This is a genomic window from Loktanella sp. F6476L (genome assembly GCF_023015725.1).
In the GTDB taxonomy this organism is placed as follows: domain Bacteria; phylum Pseudomonadota; class Alphaproteobacteria; order Rhodobacterales; family Rhodobacteraceae; genus Yoonia.
This window is the reverse complement of record NZ_JALKAR010000001.1, coordinates 80,534-97,724: the sequence shown is the minus strand read 5'-3', so window position 1 is coordinate 97,724 and position 17,191 is coordinate 80,534. Positions and strand designations below refer to the sequence as shown.

Sequence of the window (17,191 nt, the reverse complement as noted above, 5' to 3'; positions counted from 1 at the left end):
CAGAAATCACCGAAACCGATTTCGGTTGATTTACGAAACCGGTTTCGGCTAGCGTTTACGTAGGGGGAGAATCGATGGCGGACAAATCAGTTAATCTAAAAGTTCTGGCTGCGCATTTGGGGCTGACTGTCAGCACCGTTAGCCGCGCGCTGAACAATTACGCTGATATCAGCCCTGCGACTCGTGAACGGGTCAAGCAGGCTGCGGACCAACTGGGGTATCGCCCGAACCAAAACGCGCGGCGCTTGTCGATCGGAACGCCCGAAACGATTTGCTACCTGATGCCACGCCAAATTGGAGCGATTGCCCAGCCTTTCGTAGCGCAATTGCTTGCCGGTTTGGGTGAAGCATTGAATGAACGCAACTGGGATCTTCTCGTTAGTCAGGCGGATGCATCCGTCGGTGATCTTGCCAGCATCGAACGGTTGGTCAAGTCAGGTCGTATTGCCGGTTTGGTTATTTCACGTCCTTTAAAGAACGATCCACGCGTCAAGCTGATGCAAAGCCTAGGTTGTCCGTTTGTGGTCCATGGCCGCACCCAAAACAGCGACGATTATGCATGGTATGATGTGGACGGCGAGGATGCGTTTGTAACAGCCGTCAACCACCTTGCGCGGCTGGGTCATCGCCGGATCGGATTTATAGGGGCCCCACTACAGTATCAGTTCGCACAGGAACGTCTTGACGGTTATTTGCGTGGTCTCAAGCATAATGGCTTGGTCGAAGATCCTGATCTCGTGCAGATCGCCGAATTTAACGACGATGGCGGCACGGCGGCGGCCAGTTTGTTGATGGATCTGGACTTTCCTCCAACTGCAATGGTCTGTGTCACGGACATGATGGCACTGGGTGCCTTAGATGCGTTGCGGACCCGTGATCTTGTTCCGGGTCAAGACGTGTCTGTTATTGGGTACGACGGATTACACTTTGGCAAACACGCCAATCCACCACTGAGCACGATGGCACAGCCACAGGCACATGCGGGGCGGCGTCTGGGCGACATGCTGTTGTCCATCATCGACGGTGGGGACCCGACCAAGTTTCAAGAACTACAGCGCGCGCATTTGGTGCAGCGCATGACGGATGGACCTGTGCATCAAAATGCAGGCCAAACTGAAGTTTCAATTAGGGAGGAACTACAATGAAACGGAAGACAACTATATTAACAGGGCTCATGCTATCGACCGCTCTGGCCGGGGCTGCATCTGCTGATACGATCCGCGTTTGGACGATGGAGGTTCAGCCGGAACGGATGGAAATTCAGCAGCAGATGGCCGATGCGTTTGAAGCATCAACAGGTCACGTTGTTGAACTAATCCCCGTTGAGGAATCCGACATTCAGACTCGCGCTACCGCTGCTTTTGCGGCCGGTGATCTGCCAGATGTGCTGAACCACACAGTCCAGCATCTTTTGCCATACGCAGAAGCCGGTCTGTTGGATACCGCAGCTGCTGACGAAGTGGTCAATGATCTTGGCGTTGACACATTCGCAGCCGGCCCAATTCGCATGGCGTCGAGCGACGGAGAAATCGTTTCGATCCCGACCGACGGTTGGACACAGATGGTTGTCTATCGCAACGACCTGTTCGAAGAAGCGGGCCTTGCAGCACCGACGTCCTACGACGCGATCCGCGCTGGACTGGAAGCACTGCACAATCCGCCAGAGATGTACGGTTTTGTAGCCGCGACCAAGATCGACGAAGGCTACATGATGCAGTTGATCGAGCATCTGTCATTGGCAACGGGCTATACACCGGTCAATGCAGACGGTTCCGTGAACGAGGACACAACGAACCTCAAGCAACTTCTTGAAATGTATCAGGAACTTGTTGCTGCATCACCAGAGGGCGACCTGTACTGGTCCCAGTCTCGTGAGCTGTACCTTGACGGTAAGGCCGCGATGATCATCTGGTCACCGTCTATTTTGGACGAACTGGGCGGCCTGCGTGACAGCGCACCTGTTACAATCAACGATGATCCGACAACAAAAGAACTGGCTGGCAACACTGGCTTTGCCACAATGGTGTCCGGTCCGGGCAATGCTGACGGTGCGGCATGGTCTGACGTACGTTACATGGGCATCACCGCCGATGCGAACACCGAAGTGGCACAGGAATTTGTGAAATTCCTGCTATCCGACGGATACGGTGACTGGCTCAGCCAAGCGCCTGAAGGCAAGTTCCCTGTTCGCACGGGTCCTGAAGCCGGTTCTTCGGAATACGAAGCCACATGGGCCGGACTTGATGTTGGTGTGGATCGCAAGGCCCCGTTGGGTGACATCTACCCGCAGCAAGTCATCGACGATATCGTTGCGGGTCTGTCCGTGGGCGACCGTTGGGGCGTGGAATCAGGCCAGCTGGCCGCCGCATCTACCATCATCAACAGCCAGATCATGAGCAAGGTCATTCGCGAAATGACAGACGGCGATCTGTCTGTCGATGAAGCCGCCGACAAAATCGTCGCAGAGCACAAGGCGTTGATGGCCAACTAAGTCAAACGATCGGGGCGGCATTGCGCTGCCCCGACAATTCATTTGAACCGAGTATTTCAATATGCCCATCCCCGACATTCCCAATCAAGGTCCGCCGAAAGGTCTTGGCCCGCTCGCCAAACGCGAGATGCGGTTTGCCTACCTTTTGCTGCTGCCGACCTTTCTGATCGTACTGTCTGTTGTGCTGTTCCCGTTGATTGCAAACGTTTGGATCAGTTTCAAACCGGTGACACTTGGTGATCTTCGTGCGCCTGCGATTTTGATGAATGAACGCCTGATGGGTGATCTTGCGGTTGCAGGCGATGAAGCCGATATTCGCTACCGCGCCCGCAATTCATCGCGCAAAAGCGCGATTGCAGATGTCGTCTTCACGGACACAGTGCCCCCTACGCTCGAGATCGTGACTGTTGATGATCGCTGTGAACGTACCGGTCAGGACCTAACGTGTGATCTGGGGGATTATGAGCCCGGACAACGCGAAGACATTATCGTCAGAGTTGCTGCGACGCAGGCGTTTATCGACGCGCCGGACAATATCAAAGACAGCGATCCTGTCTTCACCTTTGTGCCTGAAAACATCTTGACCAATGGCGATTTCACACTCGATAACTTCCGCCGTGTTTTCAATGCTTCTGACTTTTGGACAGTCCTGTGGGCATCAATGTACTACACCATTGCCGGCACAGTTGGTGCGTTGGTTATGGGGCTGTTTGCCGCCCAATTGATGAACATCACATTTGGCGGTCGGGCCTTCCTGCGCGGTTTGTTCCTGTCCCCCTACGTGGCCCCCGTGATTGCCGTCGCATTGGCATGGGTGCTGCTGCTGGATCCCGGACCGGGCGGCACGTTAAACGCGCTTTTGATCCAACTTGGCGTGATCGAAACGCCGATCAGTTTCTTGGGCCAACGCGCTGTCGAAATCCGTTTCCTTGGTCTGACTTTCGACTTCCCAGTCGCATTGACAGTCGTGATCATCTTCGAAATCTGGCGTTATTTTCCGCTTGCGATGTTGTTCATCCTTGCGCGGATGCAGTCCATGTCGACCGACATTTATGAAGCCGCCGAGATCGACGGGGCCACCCCTTTGCAGCAGTTCCGCTTCATATCGTTGCCGCAACTGATGGGCATCATGGCGGTCTTGTTCCTGCTGCGCTTCATTTGGACGTTCAACAAATTCGACGACATCTTCTTGCTGACCGGTGGGGCCGCTGGCACCCGCACACTAACCGTCAACGTCTATGAACAAGCCTTTGCGGTATCGAACCTTGGTGCTGGTGCAGCGGTCGCTGTGGTCGTGTTCTTGGTGCTGCTGTGTTTCTCGGTCATTTTCTTCAAATTCTCGCCGGAGGATGACGCATGAGCCGTCTTGGAAACATCTTCTATCTCTCGGTCCTGTTCGGGGCACTTTGGGGGGCGATTTGGTCGATCATTGTCCCCTTGCTGGCATTGTTCATTTCCGGCCTGACGTTCCAGCCGCAAGTGACCGCAGGTGCACTTGGTGGATTGGTTGCGGCGGCGGCACTCGCGTTTCATGCACCGCGCGACCGAACCATTGGCATACGCCTGATCGCTGGTTTTGCTTTTATCGTGGTGCTCGTCGTGGCATCTGGCGCGCAACCACTTGGGCTTTCGCTTGATACCTACTCAATTGGCCAATTGATCTTCACCGTTTTGATGGCCGTTGTTGTGATGCAGTCAATTCATCTAACCTGCGCCAATCTGGGTCCGGGGCACGAAAAGCGGTACAATGTCGAAGTCTTGTGCCTGCGGTTCGTGAAAGGGTTTGGTCTGGTGACCTTCACCATCGCTGTGGCCTTGCCGTTTTTTGTCATGGTGATGATGAGCCTCAAGAATCAGCAATTGCTGTTGTCCAACCCGCTCGATTTCTCAATCGACTTTGGCCAAGGCTTCACCGCATTGTTCCGCAGCTACATCGAACTGTTCACCCAATACCATTTTGGGACCTACTTGTTCAATTCGGCGTTGGTGTCTGTCGCGACGGTGGTCATCACACTGTTTTTCGCCGTGCCGGGCGCTTACGCCGTCGCAAGATTGCGGTTTCCCGGTCAGAACTTTCTAAGCCGGTCGATCCTACTGATCTATATGGTGCCGATGATTGTGCTGGTCATTCCGCTTTATGCAATCTTTAGCCAGCTGGGGATGCGCAATACGTTGTGGGGGCTTCTGTTCGTCTACCCTGCCACAACGATCCCTGTCGCGCTATACATGTTGCAGGGGTATTTCCGCGGCATTCCCGCCGAACTGGAAGAAGCGGGTCTGATGGACGGCCTCACGCGGCTAAATGTCATTCGCAAGATTACGCTACCGCTGGCGTTGCCCGCGCTGGCATCCGTCGCGCTCTACGTCTTCATGATCGCATGGAACGAATTCTTGTTCGCCTTCATGTTCCTCGACAATGTCGATCTGTTCACCTTGTCACGCGGCATTGCGGAGCTGAATTCGTCAGAGGTTCCGCGCCAACATCTTATGGCGGGGGCTGTGATTGCGACTGTTCCCGTTCTTGCCCTTTTCCTTTGGTTCGAACGCTTTTTGGTAGCCGGACTGACTGCTGGCAGTGTGAAAGGATAACACATGACCTTAACGCAAAGCGCCATCGATATCCTGTCTCGCAACGACAGGGGTGGCTTCACAATCCCGACTAAGGGGCTTTATCCCTACCAGTGGAACTGGGACAGCGCCTTTGTCGCACTTGGCATCGCGACCTATGATATGGATCGAGCATGGGGCGAAATTACATCGCTGATCGAAGGGCAATGGCCCGATGGTATGATTCCATCCATCATTTTCCGCAGCGATGACCCGGACTATTTCCCCGGGCCATCACGGTGGGGCAAAACAAAGGGGCCGATCCCGTCAACTGGCATTTCCCAACCTCCGGTTTTGGCGACGATTGTTCGCAAGCTGACCGAAGGCGGCAGCGTGCAAGACAAAGCGCGTCTCGCGGACGTGTTCGACGCAATCTATCGCTGGCACGCTTGGTGGCATGATGCCCGCACAGTTGATGGTATCGTCACAACTGTGCACCCTTGGGAAACGGGTCGCGATAATTGCCCTGAATGGAACCTTGGGCTTGATGCAATGACCGTTGCCCCGGATCTGGCGCCATATACACGCAGGGACAACAAACACGTCGACGCAAGCTTCCGTCCCAGCCAAGAGCAATACGACAAGTACCTGACCATCGTGCAGTTTGGCGATAGCATTGATTGGGATCAACGTCGGTTGACCGACGAAGGGCCGTTCCTGATGGCCGACCCCAACCTACATTTCGTCCTGCTACGCGCCGACAAAGATCTGCGCGCCTTGGCAGCAGAGCTTGGCAAACCGCAGGCAGTGCGCGACCAGATTGATGCATGGATTGCCAAAGGCGAGGCTGCAACAGACACAATTTGGAACGATGAACTGGGCGCTTTCACAGCCCGCGATATGCACTCTGGCACGTTCTGCAACGGCTTCAGCAATTGCAGCCCCTTGTGTTTCTACGCCGACAGCGGTTCTGCTGAACAATGGGGCAAGACGATGGATCATATGACCCGGATCGCGGCGCAGATCGAATACATGCTGCCAAGCTGGGACCCAGAAGCGCCCGACTTTGAAGCGCAGCGGTACTGGTGTGGGCCATTGTGGCCACAAATGAATTACATGACGGCCCTTGGCCTTGCGGAACAAGGCCACACCGACATGGCTGCCCGCGTTCAAAACGACCTGTGCCGTGTCATCGAAAAAAGCGGCTTTTGGGAATGCTTTAATCCCCTGACGGGCGAAGGCTGCGTCGGCAACAACTTTTCCTGGACTGCCGCAGTTTGGCTGTCTTGGCAGCATGATAAAAAATTGGAAGGCGTGGCCTAGGGCCTGCCTGAAGCGAGGGAAGAACATGGGGTCAATTAGCCTGAAGTCGGTCGAAAAATGGTTCGGCAATGTACAAGTTATCAAGGGCGTCGATTTGGACATTCACGACGGCGAACTAATCATTTTTGTTGGCCCTTCCGGCTGCGGGAAATCCACATTGTTGCGGATGATTGCAGGTCTGGAGGAAACCAGTCGCGGGCAAATCGTGCTCGACGGGGATGACGTGACGCATAAGGTACCGTCGGAACGGGAATTGTCGATGGTGTTCCAATCCTACGCCCTCTACCCGCATCTGTCGGTTGGCGACAACATGGGGTTTGCGTTGCAAACGGCTGGCGCGTCAAAAGCCGAAATTGCCGAAAAGGTGAACCATGCGGCGGACACGCTGAAACTGACCGATTATCTGGATCGCCGTCCCAAAGACCTATCAGGCGGGCAGCGCCAGCGCGTCGCCATTGGACGTGCGATTGTGCGCAAACCCAAAGGGTTTCTGTTCGACGAACCCTTGTCCAACCTCGACGCTTCACTGCGTGTAGATATGCGGTTCGAAATTGCGCGGCTTCACAAGAGCCTGCAAAGCACGATGGTATACGTGACGCACGATCAGGTCGAAGCGATGACACTTGCCGACAGGATCGTTGTCCTGAAAGATGGTCAAATCATGCAAGTCGGCACACCGCGCGAATTGTACGAAAACCCGCAAAACGTATTTGTAGCGCAATTTATTGGCAGCCCGAAAATGAACCTTATGCCTTGCGGAACTGACGGTGATCAGTTCACGCTCAAGGGCGGCGGACGTGGCCCGCTTCAAAACGATACCCAAAGTGCGGCTGTCCAGCTTGGAACACGCCCCGAGCACATCAGTGTCGTGGCATCGGGTACGGGTCATTGTGACGGCATTGTGCAGGTGAGCGAATATCTGGGCGCAGATTATTTTCACTACGTTGATTGTGGTGATCTTGGGCTCGTGACCGTGCGGACCGCCGGTTCGACCGAAGCGCTTGAAGGGCAGACCGTGGGTCTTCAATTTGATACGAGCCGCTTGCATTTCTTCGACAGCGCGGACCAACGGGTCTAGATCGGAGCATATTGCCAAGTAATTGGGGATCAGGCGCGATAAGACCCCGGCGTTCTGTTAGTCCATTTCCGAAAGGCGCGATGGAAATTTGCAGGCGCTGAAAAACCGGTTTCATAGGCGATTTGTTCGATACTGACGGCACCTTCCTGAAGCGCACGGATCGCGATGTCGCGGCGCAACGCATCCTTGATGTCCTGAAACGATGTACCTTCATCTTTCAGGCGCCGGTTCAACGTGCGGGGAGTCATTTTCAGATCATTCGCCGCGTCTGACAACTGACAGGTCTGCCAATTTGCCCCGTAAAGAAAAGCGCGCACCTGCAGGCTGTAAGTATGGGCGCGTGAGCGGGTGAATATCCAATCAATCGGTGCGCGTTCAAGAAAATCAGACGCCTCTTCAGTGCTACGGTTGATCGGGCGCGCGAATTGGCGTGGATCAAATCGGATGCTTGTTTCTTTGGCCCCGAATATCACGGGACACGGGAACACAACGGCGTAGTCGGCAGCAAAATCCGGACGCGCAAATGCAAAGTGAACTGCTTTCACAGGCGTTTCAACACCGCCAAGCCAAGACAAAAGCCCATGCGCCAACTTCAACAAAAGCATATGACCAAACCGTTGCGGCTGTGTGTTGGCGACATAAGGAACAAGGGTGAGTTCCACTTCGTCAGGATCGGTACGTAGATCCAGTCGGAAATCATCTAGCATCAAATTCCAGAACGTCGAAAACCGGTATAAAGCAGACGTCAGACTGCCAGCCTCGCGCTGCACCGTGACAAGATGCTGCAACGCGCGTGGGCGAATTGGTCGGCTCCATAACCCCATCATTTCGTCCTGCGTTTCAGGTGCTGCCAGTTGATACAGCTTCACGAATTCATTCAGCGTAACACGTTGCGCAGGCGCCATTGGCCCCGTTTGCAGGCCCGAGCGGGTCAGTAATGCAGCCAATTCATCGGGTGTGCAGCGCACCCTTAATGCGTCCAGCCAGTCCTGAATGAAGCCCGCCGATACAGTGGTCAGAGCAATAGGATCGTTATCTGGCATGCGCGCACCTTCTGTCGTGATCGGATAAAACTTTGGCGAAAGATGAGCTTATCGACAAGCCATACTGCGAATAGATGACGTGAAGCCATAGTTTTCACAAGGACGATAGGCATGCCATTTCAGCCGCCCGTACAAGATTTGATGTTTTGCATCGAACATTTGTCCCACTGGGATAAGGTGTCCGCACTGGATACCTATGCGGACTATGACCTGCCTGATATCCACGCGGCGCTAGAAGCATACGCACGGTTTTGCAGCGAACAAATCGCTCCGTTGTCCTACATTGGTGATACGCTGGGGGCGCGGTTCGACCAAGGGCGCGTGACAATGCCTGAAGGGGATGTTCAAGCATATACGCAGTTTGCCGAAATGGGATGGCAGGCGCTGACACATCCGATCGAGCATGGCGGTATGGGTCTACCTCGTGCGGTCGGCGCGGCGGCAGTCGAAATGCTGAATGCGGCCGATATGAGTTTTGGTCTTTGCCCCCTACTCACCGATGGCGCAATCGAAGCGCTTTTGCTGACGGGTTCAGACGACCAAAAAGCCACCTACCTGAAGCCGCTTATTGCAGGACGTTGGTCAGGTACTATGAATCTGACCGAACCACAGGCGGGCAGCGATTTAGGGCGCGTCGCGACCAAAGCATCACTGCGCAACGACGGCAGCTACGGGATTTCCGGCACTAAGATCTTCATCACTTACGGCGCCCATAATCTGACTGAAAACATCATCCATCTTGTTTTAGCACGCACATCTGACGCGCCCGCGGGGCCAAAGGGGCTAAGCCTGTTTATCGTGCCCCAGAAAATGGTGAACCCAGACGGTACGCTGGGCGCCGAGAACGCGGTCGACTGCGTCAGCATCGAACATAAGCTGGGCGTGCGTGCGAGCCCAACAGCGATGCTGAACTATGACGACGCCACTGGCTTTCTGATCGGGGACGAAAACTGCGGGTTGGAATACATGTTTATCATGATGAACGCCGCGCGGTTTTCTGTGGGCGTTCAAGGTGTCGCGACGTCCGAAAGGGCCTACCAACGTGCGCTGACCTACGCGCGTGACCGTGTCCAAAGCCGCCCCGTTAATGGCCAAAGCGCGCAAGCTGTCCCGATCATCTCTCATCCGGACGTGCGCCGTATGCTTTTGCGAATGCGCAGTCTGACCGAAGCAGGTCGCGCCATGGCTGCGGCAACTGCGGGGCTGCTCGATATCGCTCACCATCTGGGCGACTCCGAAATAGCGGCACTCGCTGAATTCATGGTTCCGTTGGTGAAAGGTTATTGTTCAGAACGTGCCGTCGAAGTGGCGTCGCTTGGTGTACAAATTCACGGCGGGATGGGTTTTATCGAAGAAACAGGTGCAGCACAGCATTATCGCGACGCCCGGATCTTGCCGATCTATGAAGGCACCACAGCCATTCAAGCCAACGATCTTTTGGGCCGCAAAGTGATGCGGGACGGCGGTACAACCGCACGTCTTTTCGCAGCGAGCATTGCTGAGACCGAAACAAAACTGGCGCAGGGCAATACGAGCATGCAGGCAATCGGCGAAAATCTCGGGTTGGCACGAACTGCGTTCGAAAGCAGTTTGGACTGGCTGCTAACAAACAGCCGCAAAGATATCGACGCGGCCTTTGCAGGGTCTGTTCCTTTCTTGATGCTCTCGGGCACGTTGGCGGCGGGGTGGAAGCTCGCTGATGGTGCTCGCGCGGCGCAAGCCGCAATTGACGCCGGACAGGACACAGATTTTATGACCCAGAAAGTCGCGACCGCGCTATTCTTTGCCCAACATGTGTTGCCGGAATGTACAGTCGAACAAACCCGCATTCTACAGGGGTCTCGCAGCCTGCTGGACGCGGCATTCCCTGAATAATCCCAGAAAGGACCCCTTCCCATGAACGACGTTGTGAACCCTGACACCTACGAGAGACTTTCGATTTCGCCGCGCGATAACGGCGTCTTTGTTCTGACGTTGAACCGCCCGTCCAAACGCAATGCCTTGGACGTGACGACAATCGAAGAACTGATCCGCTTCTTTTCCGGTGCGCGTATCGCAGGTGTCAAAGCGGTTCTACTGGCGGGTGAAGGCGATCATTTCTGCGCAGGGCTTGATTTGATTGAACACTGGAAAGCAGACCGAAGCCCCGATGATTTCATGCACGTTTGTCTGCGCTGGCATGAGGCGTTCAATAAAATGGAATATGGCGGCGTGCCGATCATTGCCGCACTACAAGGTGCCGTTGTCGGTGGTGGACTGGAATTGGCAAGTGCTGCACATGTGCGCGTAGCAGAAACCGGCACTTACTTCGCCCTTCCCGAAGGCCAGCGCGGTATTTTCACGGGCGGCGGCGCGACAATTCGTGTGTCCGAGATGATCGGCAAATACCGCATGATTGACATGATTCTCACCGGACGCGTCTACCAAGGTCAGGAAGCCGTCGATCTGGGCCTTGCGCAATACATCACCGAAGACGGTGGCAGCTTTGCCAAAGCGATGGAAATTGCCGACAAGGTCGCGCAAAATCTGCCGCTGACGAACTTTGCCATCTGTTCCGCAGTCAGCCACATGAACAACATGTCGGGTATGGATGCGGCATATGCTGAAGCGTTTGTGGGCGGAATCGTCAACACGCAACCCGCCGCCCGCGAACGTCTGGAAGCCTTTGCAAACAAGACCGCGGACCGCGTGCGACCCAACAGTTAGGCAGGTGCCACGGGTTGCGACCAGATGCCTGCCAATCGTAATTCACACGTAGAAATGCTGAACCATCTTCATGCCCCGCCACCAGGAGGGGCATGATTTAGATGCTTCTTTGGCTGCGGCATTGGAATCGGCTATCATCGGGCCTAATTCTGCAAAGAAGAACAATTAGGGGCACCCGCCCGTAGCCCCAAAGGACAAGTTTGATGACCAGCAAGAAAAATGCCGCTGAGACGCCGACCGAAGATGCATCCTCTAGCGCGGCAGCGGCTCATGTGGTTGCACCTGTTCCGACCGAGACACAGACAGAAAAACAGGCCGTGATTGATACATCAACAGCGCCTGATGACGACCCCCAGCGATTGGAGTTTACGTCTGACAAGGGGGCATCGCGATCGACTTGGGTCGCAGCCCTATTGGTGCTTTTGATCGTCGGTTGGATGGGGAGCGGGTTCGTCATTCCATCCGAGGACACAGATCCTGTGGTTGCCCGAGAGGACCCAAAACCAGTTGCCGTCGCCGTCACCACGTCAATGGCTGAAACGGTCACGCAGTTTTATCAGGCAGAAGGCCAAGCCTTACCGGATCGCGACACAACGATGCGGGCGGAAACGTCTGGCGATATTGCCGAAGTTTTGGTGAGCAAAGGACAGGATGTTTCGGCTGGCGATATCATTGCTCGCTTTGACCCAACGAACAACGATGCCGACGCCAATCGCGCATCCGAAGCGTTGATCCAAGCACAGCGCGAATTCGACAATGCTCAACAATTGCTGGACCGTGGTGTAGCGACGACTGACCGTGTGGTACAGGCACGTTCCGCGTTGGCGTCCGCGCAGGCACAGGTCACGGCAGTGGAACAAGCTGCAGAAGCACTGACAATCACCGCCGCTTTTGACGGGCGCATCGAGACATTGAACCTCGATGAAGGTGAATTCGTTTCAGCAGGCACAGAGGTCGGTCGTCTGGTGGATATTACGCCGTTGACGGTTGCCATACAGGTGCCGCAACAATCACTGACAGGGTTGTCGGTCGGACAACCCGCGACGGTACGATTTATCACAGGCGAAGAACGCGAAGGTGTGCTGACCTTCGTTGGCACATCCGCTGCATCCGAAACCCGCACCTTCTTGGCCGAGATCGAGGTCGCGAACGAAGACGGCGCAATTCCTGCCGGCGTATCTGCTGAGGTCGTCATTCCGACGGGCGAAGTCACCGCGCACTTTCTGTCGCCGTCTATCGTATCTCTCGACGCCGAAGGCGCTTTAGGTATCAAAACGGTCAATACCGACAATGTCGTGGAATTCTACGAGATCGAAGTCGTGAAAGCGCAGATCGACGGGATTTGGGTCACTGGCCTGCCCGAAAGCGTTGATATCATCACCGTCGGCCAAGGCTTTGTAAATGAAACCGAAACCGTCGCGCCGATGGCTGGGGAGCAAAGCGAATGAACGCCATCATTGATTTTGCGTTTTCGCGGTCCCGCGTCGTGGTCATGGCCCTGATCATGATCCTGTCCGTAGGCGCCTATGCCTATGGGTCGATCCCGAAGGAAGCCAACCCTGAAGTCCCCCTACCCCTGTTCTACGTATCCACAGGTCTAGACGGCATCAGCCCCACAGATGCAGAACGCCTGCTGTTGGAACCGATGGAAACCGAATTTGGGTCAATCTCTGGCCTGATGTCTATGAATTCTGATGCGACCGAAGGGTTTGCGTCCATCCAACTCGAATTTTCCCCGGGCGGCGACAACCAAGAAGCCTTGGACAAGGTGCGTGAAGCCGCAGATCGTGCGCAGGGCGATTTGCCCGAAGACGCCCGTGACATCACGATAACCGAAATCAATACCGCCCTGTTTCCAATCATCACAGCAATCCTGTCCGGCCCTGTCCCCGAACGGACCCTGAACGATCTTGCAAACGAAATGCAGGAAGAAATCGAAGGTCTCAGCGGCGTGTTAGAGGTCGACATTGGCGGCCAGCGGTTCGAATTTCTGGAGGTCCTGATCGACCCTACGGTTTTCGAGACCTACAACCTGTCCTTCGATGAACTGATCGGTCAAATCCAACGGAACAACCGCCTGATTGCAGCCGGTGCGATTGAGACAGGTGCAGGCCGCATTGTGCTCAAGGTGCCGGGCTTGATCGAAGACCTTGAAGACGTGATGGCGATGCCCGTGAAGGTGCGTGGCGATGCGGTTGTGACATTTGGCGACGTGGCGACCGTGCGCCGTACGTTTGAAGACCCCACATCATTTGCCCGCATCAATGGCCAGCCCGCCTTGGCGCTGGAGATCACGAAGCGGTCCGGTGCCAATATCATCGACACGGTGGACGAGGTCAAAGCACTGGTCGAAACTTTAGCCGTTGATTGGCCCGAAAGCGTTGACGTCACTTATTTGCAAGACCAATCGGTGCAGGTCAAAGATATGCTGTCTGACCTAGAAGCCAACGTGATTGCAGCCGTCATCCTTGTGATGATTGTTATTGTCTTTGCATTGGGCACACGGTCCGCCCTTCTGGTTGGCCTATCCATCCCCGGTGCGTTTTTGGCTGGTGTCGTGGCGCTGTGGGCGATGGATTTCTCGATGAACATCATCGTTCTGTTTGCTCTGATCCTTGTGGTCGGCATGCTTGTGGATGGTGCGATTGTGACCACCGAATTGGCGGATCGGAAACTGCAAGAAGGCCAGCCCGCAAAACAAGCCTACGCAGAGGCCGCAAAGCGGATGGCATGGCCGATCATCGCATCGACAGCCACCACATTGTCTGTGTTCTTTCCCCTGTTGTTCTGGACAGGTATGGTCGGTGAGTTCATGAAATATCTGCCGATCACGGTGATCCTGACCCTGTCGGCATCGTTGTTCATGGCGTTGGTTTTCATCCCAGTCATGGGCGGTTTGATCGGCAAACGGCCACCGCAATCGGCCAAAGCGAAAGCAGCGCTACATGCTGCTGAAATCGGTGATCCGCGTGAAATGGGCGGCTTCACCGGCGGATATGTGCGGCTGTTGGAATGGGCGATCACACGTCCTGCGGCAACGCTGCTGCTCGCCGTGGCTTTGCTGCTTGGTGGGTTCAGCGCCTACGGCCAATTCGGCAAAGGCGTCACTTTTTTCCCAGCCGTCGAACCCGACTTTATGCAGGTACAGGTCCGGGCGCGTGACAACTTTTCGATTTTCGAACGTGACGCGTTGGTCCGCGCGGTCGAAGACCGCATCCTGCCCTATGATGAGATTGCTAGCATTTATGCGCGATCCGTCATGTCGGCAGGACAAGGAGATGAAGAAACAATCGGCACCCTACAATTGGAGCTGATGCCTTGGGACACCCGACGTACGGCCGCGGAAATTGGCGTTGATATCCGCGAAAGCGTAGCCGACATCGCGGGCATTGACGTGCAAGTGCAAACCGAAAGCGGTGGTCCAACGGCAGGCAAGCCCGTCAATTTGCAAATCACTGCCCGTAATCCGGATGTGCAGGCGCAGGCCGTCCAGCAGGTCCGCGACATCATGGATGGCGTTGGAGGCTTTACGGATGTGACCGACACGCGACCTGTACCAGGCGTTGAAGTCTCTATTCTTGTGAACCGTGCGGAAGCCGCAAGGTTCGGCGCCGACGTCAGCCTTTTGGGGCAAGCGGTGCAACTGCTAACCCAAGGTATCACCGTGGCCGACTATCGCCCCGATGACGTGGACGGTAGTTTGGACATTCGCGTACGTTTTCCGCGCGAAGAACGGACTTTGGCAGAACTTGGCGGACTGCGTGTCCCTACAACATCCGGATTGGTTCCCATCTCGAATTTTGTGACCTTTGCCCCGTCGGAACGTACAGGCGTCATCCGCCGTATTGACGAAAAACGGGTAGCCACGATTGAAGCAAATGTCGCGCCGGATCTGTTGGTCAACGATCAGGTCATCGCACTGACGGCTGCGCTGAACGCGGCTGATCTGCCCGAAGGGGTGGATTTCAGTTTTGCGGGTGAAGCAGAAGATCAGGCCGAAAGCATGATCTTTCTTGTCGGGGCCTTCATCACGGCCATCTTCCTGATGTTCGTCATCTTGGTGTTGCAGTTCAACAATTTCTACCAAGCCTTTGTCGTCATGTCGGCGATTGTTTTTTCCATCGCAGGTGTGTTGCTCGGCCTGATTGTGACCGGCCGTCCGTTCGGCATCGTAATGGGCGGGATCGGCGTCATCGCATTGGCGGGGATCGTGGTGAACAACAACATCGTCCTGATCGACACGTACAACGATCTTAAGGCTTCCGGCCAATCACCAATGGAAGCGGCATTGCGCACAGGCGCGCAACGTCTGCGTCCTGTCATTCTGACGTCGATCACGACGGCGCTCGGGCTGATGCCAATGGTCATTGGGGTCAACTTGAACTTCTTTACCCGTGAAATCGTCTATGGCGCACCGTCAACGCAGTGGTGGACAGAACTGTCTTCGGCGATCGCAGGCGGTTTGGTCATCGCGACGATCCTCACGCTAGTCGTAACCCCCGCCATGCTGATGTTGGGCGAAAAACGCGCCAAGCGAAATGTCTCCACCGAAGGTATCCCTGCCACCTAATGCGGGCGTAGCTAATCGTCGTTTCGGAGCACCAAGGTGTTTTGCAACGGCGCATGATAATCGGGGATGATACCTACGTCCGTATTTATCATACTACAGCTCTTCGGCCATCGCTGTCTTCAGCGCCGCTGCCAATGCACGGACCCGGCGCGGCTGTGCCCGTCCCGGCGGGAACATCATCTGGAGCGGGTTTGGCGGTGACGCATAGTCTTCCAGCAATGCGACAAGTTTCCCATCCTCCAGATCCGTTGCCACATCGAGTTCTGATTTCAGAATGATCCCATGCCCTTCGAGCGCCCATTTTCGCACAAGTGAGCCATCATTCACGATCATATTGCCACGCACGGTGACTGTTTGATGTTTCTTTTCAGCACCAAAACGCCAGACATTATCCAAGGTCGTCCCGAAACGCATGATCAGGCAGTTATGATGCGCCAAATCGGTGGGTGTCTGGGGCGCGCCGTGCTTTGCGATGTAGGACGGTGCAGCGCAAACGATACGGTGGAATTGGCCCAAGTTGCGCGTGCGCAGGGTGCTGTCTGTGACCGTGCCAAATCGTATGGCCAGATCGAAGCCCTGCCCGACGATGTCGACATAGCCGTCTGACAAAAGCAGTTCGATTGAAATGGCTGGATGCTCTGCCGTGAATTTCGAGATGACCCGCGACACGAAACTGCGGCCGATGTCGATTGGCGCGCTGACACGGATTGGACCGGATAATGTATCTGCGCCGTGCCGTATACGTGTTTCAAGGTCTTCGACTTCGCCCAAAACCACCTTGGCGCCACTCAGTAACGTGCGCCCTTCGTCCGTCAGGCTTAGCGACCGTGTCGTGCGGTTGAATAGAACCACGCCGTAATGCGCCTCAAGAGCTGCCAAGCGTTCGGATACTGTGGTCGCGGACAGGCCCGCCTCACGCCCTGCCGCGACGAGACTACCCTTTTCGGCGATGGTCAAAAACAGGCGGATATTGTCGATCAGCATTAAACGTATTTTCCGGATTATCATTTCGAATAGTGCCTACTTATCCGTATATACCAACGATGTATATCTACCTCATAAGAACAGACACCCAAAGAAACATTACAATGTCCAAGCTTACAATCGTCGCCATCATCACAGCAAACGCAGACAAAATCGATTTGGTGAAAGCCGAGCTTTTGAAGCTGATCCCGATCACCCGCGCCGAAGAAGGTTGCATCAACTACGACCTGCATCAGGACAATGAAGACCCTGCGCATTTCACCTTTTACGAAAACTGGGAAAGCCGCGAACTGTGGCAGACGCATATGAACGCGCCACACCTTGCAGCCTATACGGCGGCCACAAATGGCGCTGTTGCTGAATTCATCCTGAACGAGATGACCCACATCGACTGAACCGCGCGACCATAAACTGACGTCGTATTTTTCCTCCCCCCAACCAAACATCGT

General features: G+C 55.2%; 13 protein-coding genes. 11 read left to right on the top strand and 2 right to left on the bottom strand.

All coding sequences use genetic code 11. The features are described from left to right. Positions 1-74 precede the first annotated feature (74 nt). The 6 genes from MWU61_RS00435 to MWU61_RS00410 all read left to right on the top strand — a co-directional run bounded on the left by MWU61_RS00435 (position 75) and on the right by MWU61_RS00410 (position 7,439). Positions 75-1,145 (top strand): LacI family DNA-binding transcriptional regulator, encoded by a 1,071-nt coding sequence (locus MWU61_RS00435; protein ID WP_247125864.1) that lies wholly within the window; start codon positions 75-77, stop codon positions 1,143-1,145. Next, entirely contained in the window at positions 1,142-2,491 is a 1,350-nt protein-coding gene (locus MWU61_RS00430) for an extracellular solute-binding protein (protein ID WP_247125863.1), read from the top strand. Before MWU61_RS00435 ends, MWU61_RS00430 begins: the two co-directional genes overlap by 4 nt. Before the next feature lie 61 nt (positions 2,492-2,552). After that, positions 2,553-3,851: a sugar ABC transporter permease gene (locus MWU61_RS00425; RefSeq protein ID WP_247125862.1), complete on the top strand. Its 1,299-nt coding sequence runs from the start codon at positions 2,553-2,555 to the stop codon at positions 3,849-3,851. Further along, positions 3,848-5,080: a carbohydrate ABC transporter permease gene (locus tag MWU61_RS00420; protein ID WP_247125861.1), complete on the top strand. Its 1,233-nt coding sequence runs from the start codon at positions 3,848-3,850 to the stop codon at positions 5,078-5,080. Before MWU61_RS00425 ends, MWU61_RS00420 begins: the two co-directional genes overlap by 4 nt. Positions 5,081-5,083: 3 nt before the next feature. Continuing rightward, on the top strand, positions 5,084-6,361 hold the full coding sequence (locus MWU61_RS00415; RefSeq protein ID WP_247125860.1) for a hypothetical protein: 1,278 nt from the start codon (positions 5,084-5,086) through the stop codon (positions 6,359-6,361). A 25-nt stretch (positions 6,362-6,386) separates the two neighbouring features. After that, positions 6,387-7,439, top strand: coding sequence for an ABC transporter ATP-binding protein (locus tag MWU61_RS00410; RefSeq protein WP_247125859.1), 1,053 nt, complete (start codon positions 6,387-6,389; stop codon positions 7,437-7,439). Between the two features lie 29 nt (positions 7,440-7,468). Here the strand turns inward: MWU61_RS00410 and MWU61_RS00405 are convergent, their stop codons facing one another. Beyond that, complete coding sequence (locus MWU61_RS00405; RefSeq protein ID WP_247125857.1) at positions 7,469-8,482, bottom strand: AraC family transcriptional regulator; 1,014 nt, start codon at positions 8,480-8,482, stop codon at positions 7,469-7,471. Between the two features lie 111 nt (positions 8,483-8,593). Here MWU61_RS00405 and MWU61_RS00400 point away from each other — a divergent pair, with 111 nt between their 5' ends. The 4 genes from MWU61_RS00400 to MWU61_RS00385 all read left to right on the top strand — a co-directional run bounded on the left by MWU61_RS00400 (position 8,594) and on the right by MWU61_RS00385 (position 15,758). Beyond that, positions 8,594-10,357: an acyl-CoA dehydrogenase gene (locus MWU61_RS00400; protein ID WP_247125855.1), complete on the top strand. Its 1,764-nt coding sequence runs from the start codon at positions 8,594-8,596 to the stop codon at positions 10,355-10,357. Between the two features lie 21 nt (positions 10,358-10,378). Beyond that, positions 10,379-11,188, top strand: a complete 810-nt coding sequence (dmdD, locus tag MWU61_RS00395) for a methylthioacryloyl-CoA hydratase (protein WP_247125853.1) — start codon at positions 10,379-10,381, stop codon at positions 11,186-11,188. 203 nt (positions 11,189-11,391) lie between these two features. Then, a complete protein-coding gene (locus tag MWU61_RS00390; RefSeq protein ID WP_247125851.1) occupies positions 11,392-12,636 on the top strand; it encodes an efflux RND transporter periplasmic adaptor subunit in 1,245 nt (414 codons plus the stop codon). Further along, positions 12,633-15,758 (top strand): efflux RND transporter permease subunit, encoded by a 3,126-nt coding sequence (locus MWU61_RS00385; RefSeq protein WP_247125850.1) that lies wholly within the window; start codon positions 12,633-12,635, stop codon positions 15,756-15,758. Before MWU61_RS00390 ends, MWU61_RS00385 begins: the two co-directional genes overlap by 4 nt. A 93-nt stretch (positions 15,759-15,851) precedes the next feature. On the opposite strand, the gene MWU61_RS00380 is transcribed toward MWU61_RS00385, so the two are convergent. Next, a complete protein-coding gene (locus tag MWU61_RS00380; protein WP_247125848.1) occupies positions 15,852-16,742 on the bottom strand; it encodes a LysR family transcriptional regulator in 891 nt (296 codons plus the stop codon). Between the two features lie 104 nt (positions 16,743-16,846). Between MWU61_RS00380 and MWU61_RS00375 the strand changes: the two genes are divergently transcribed. After that, entirely contained in the window at positions 16,847-17,137 is a 291-nt protein-coding gene (locus MWU61_RS00375) for a putative quinol monooxygenase (protein WP_247125847.1), read from the top strand. Positions 17,138-17,191 lie beyond the last annotated feature (54 nt).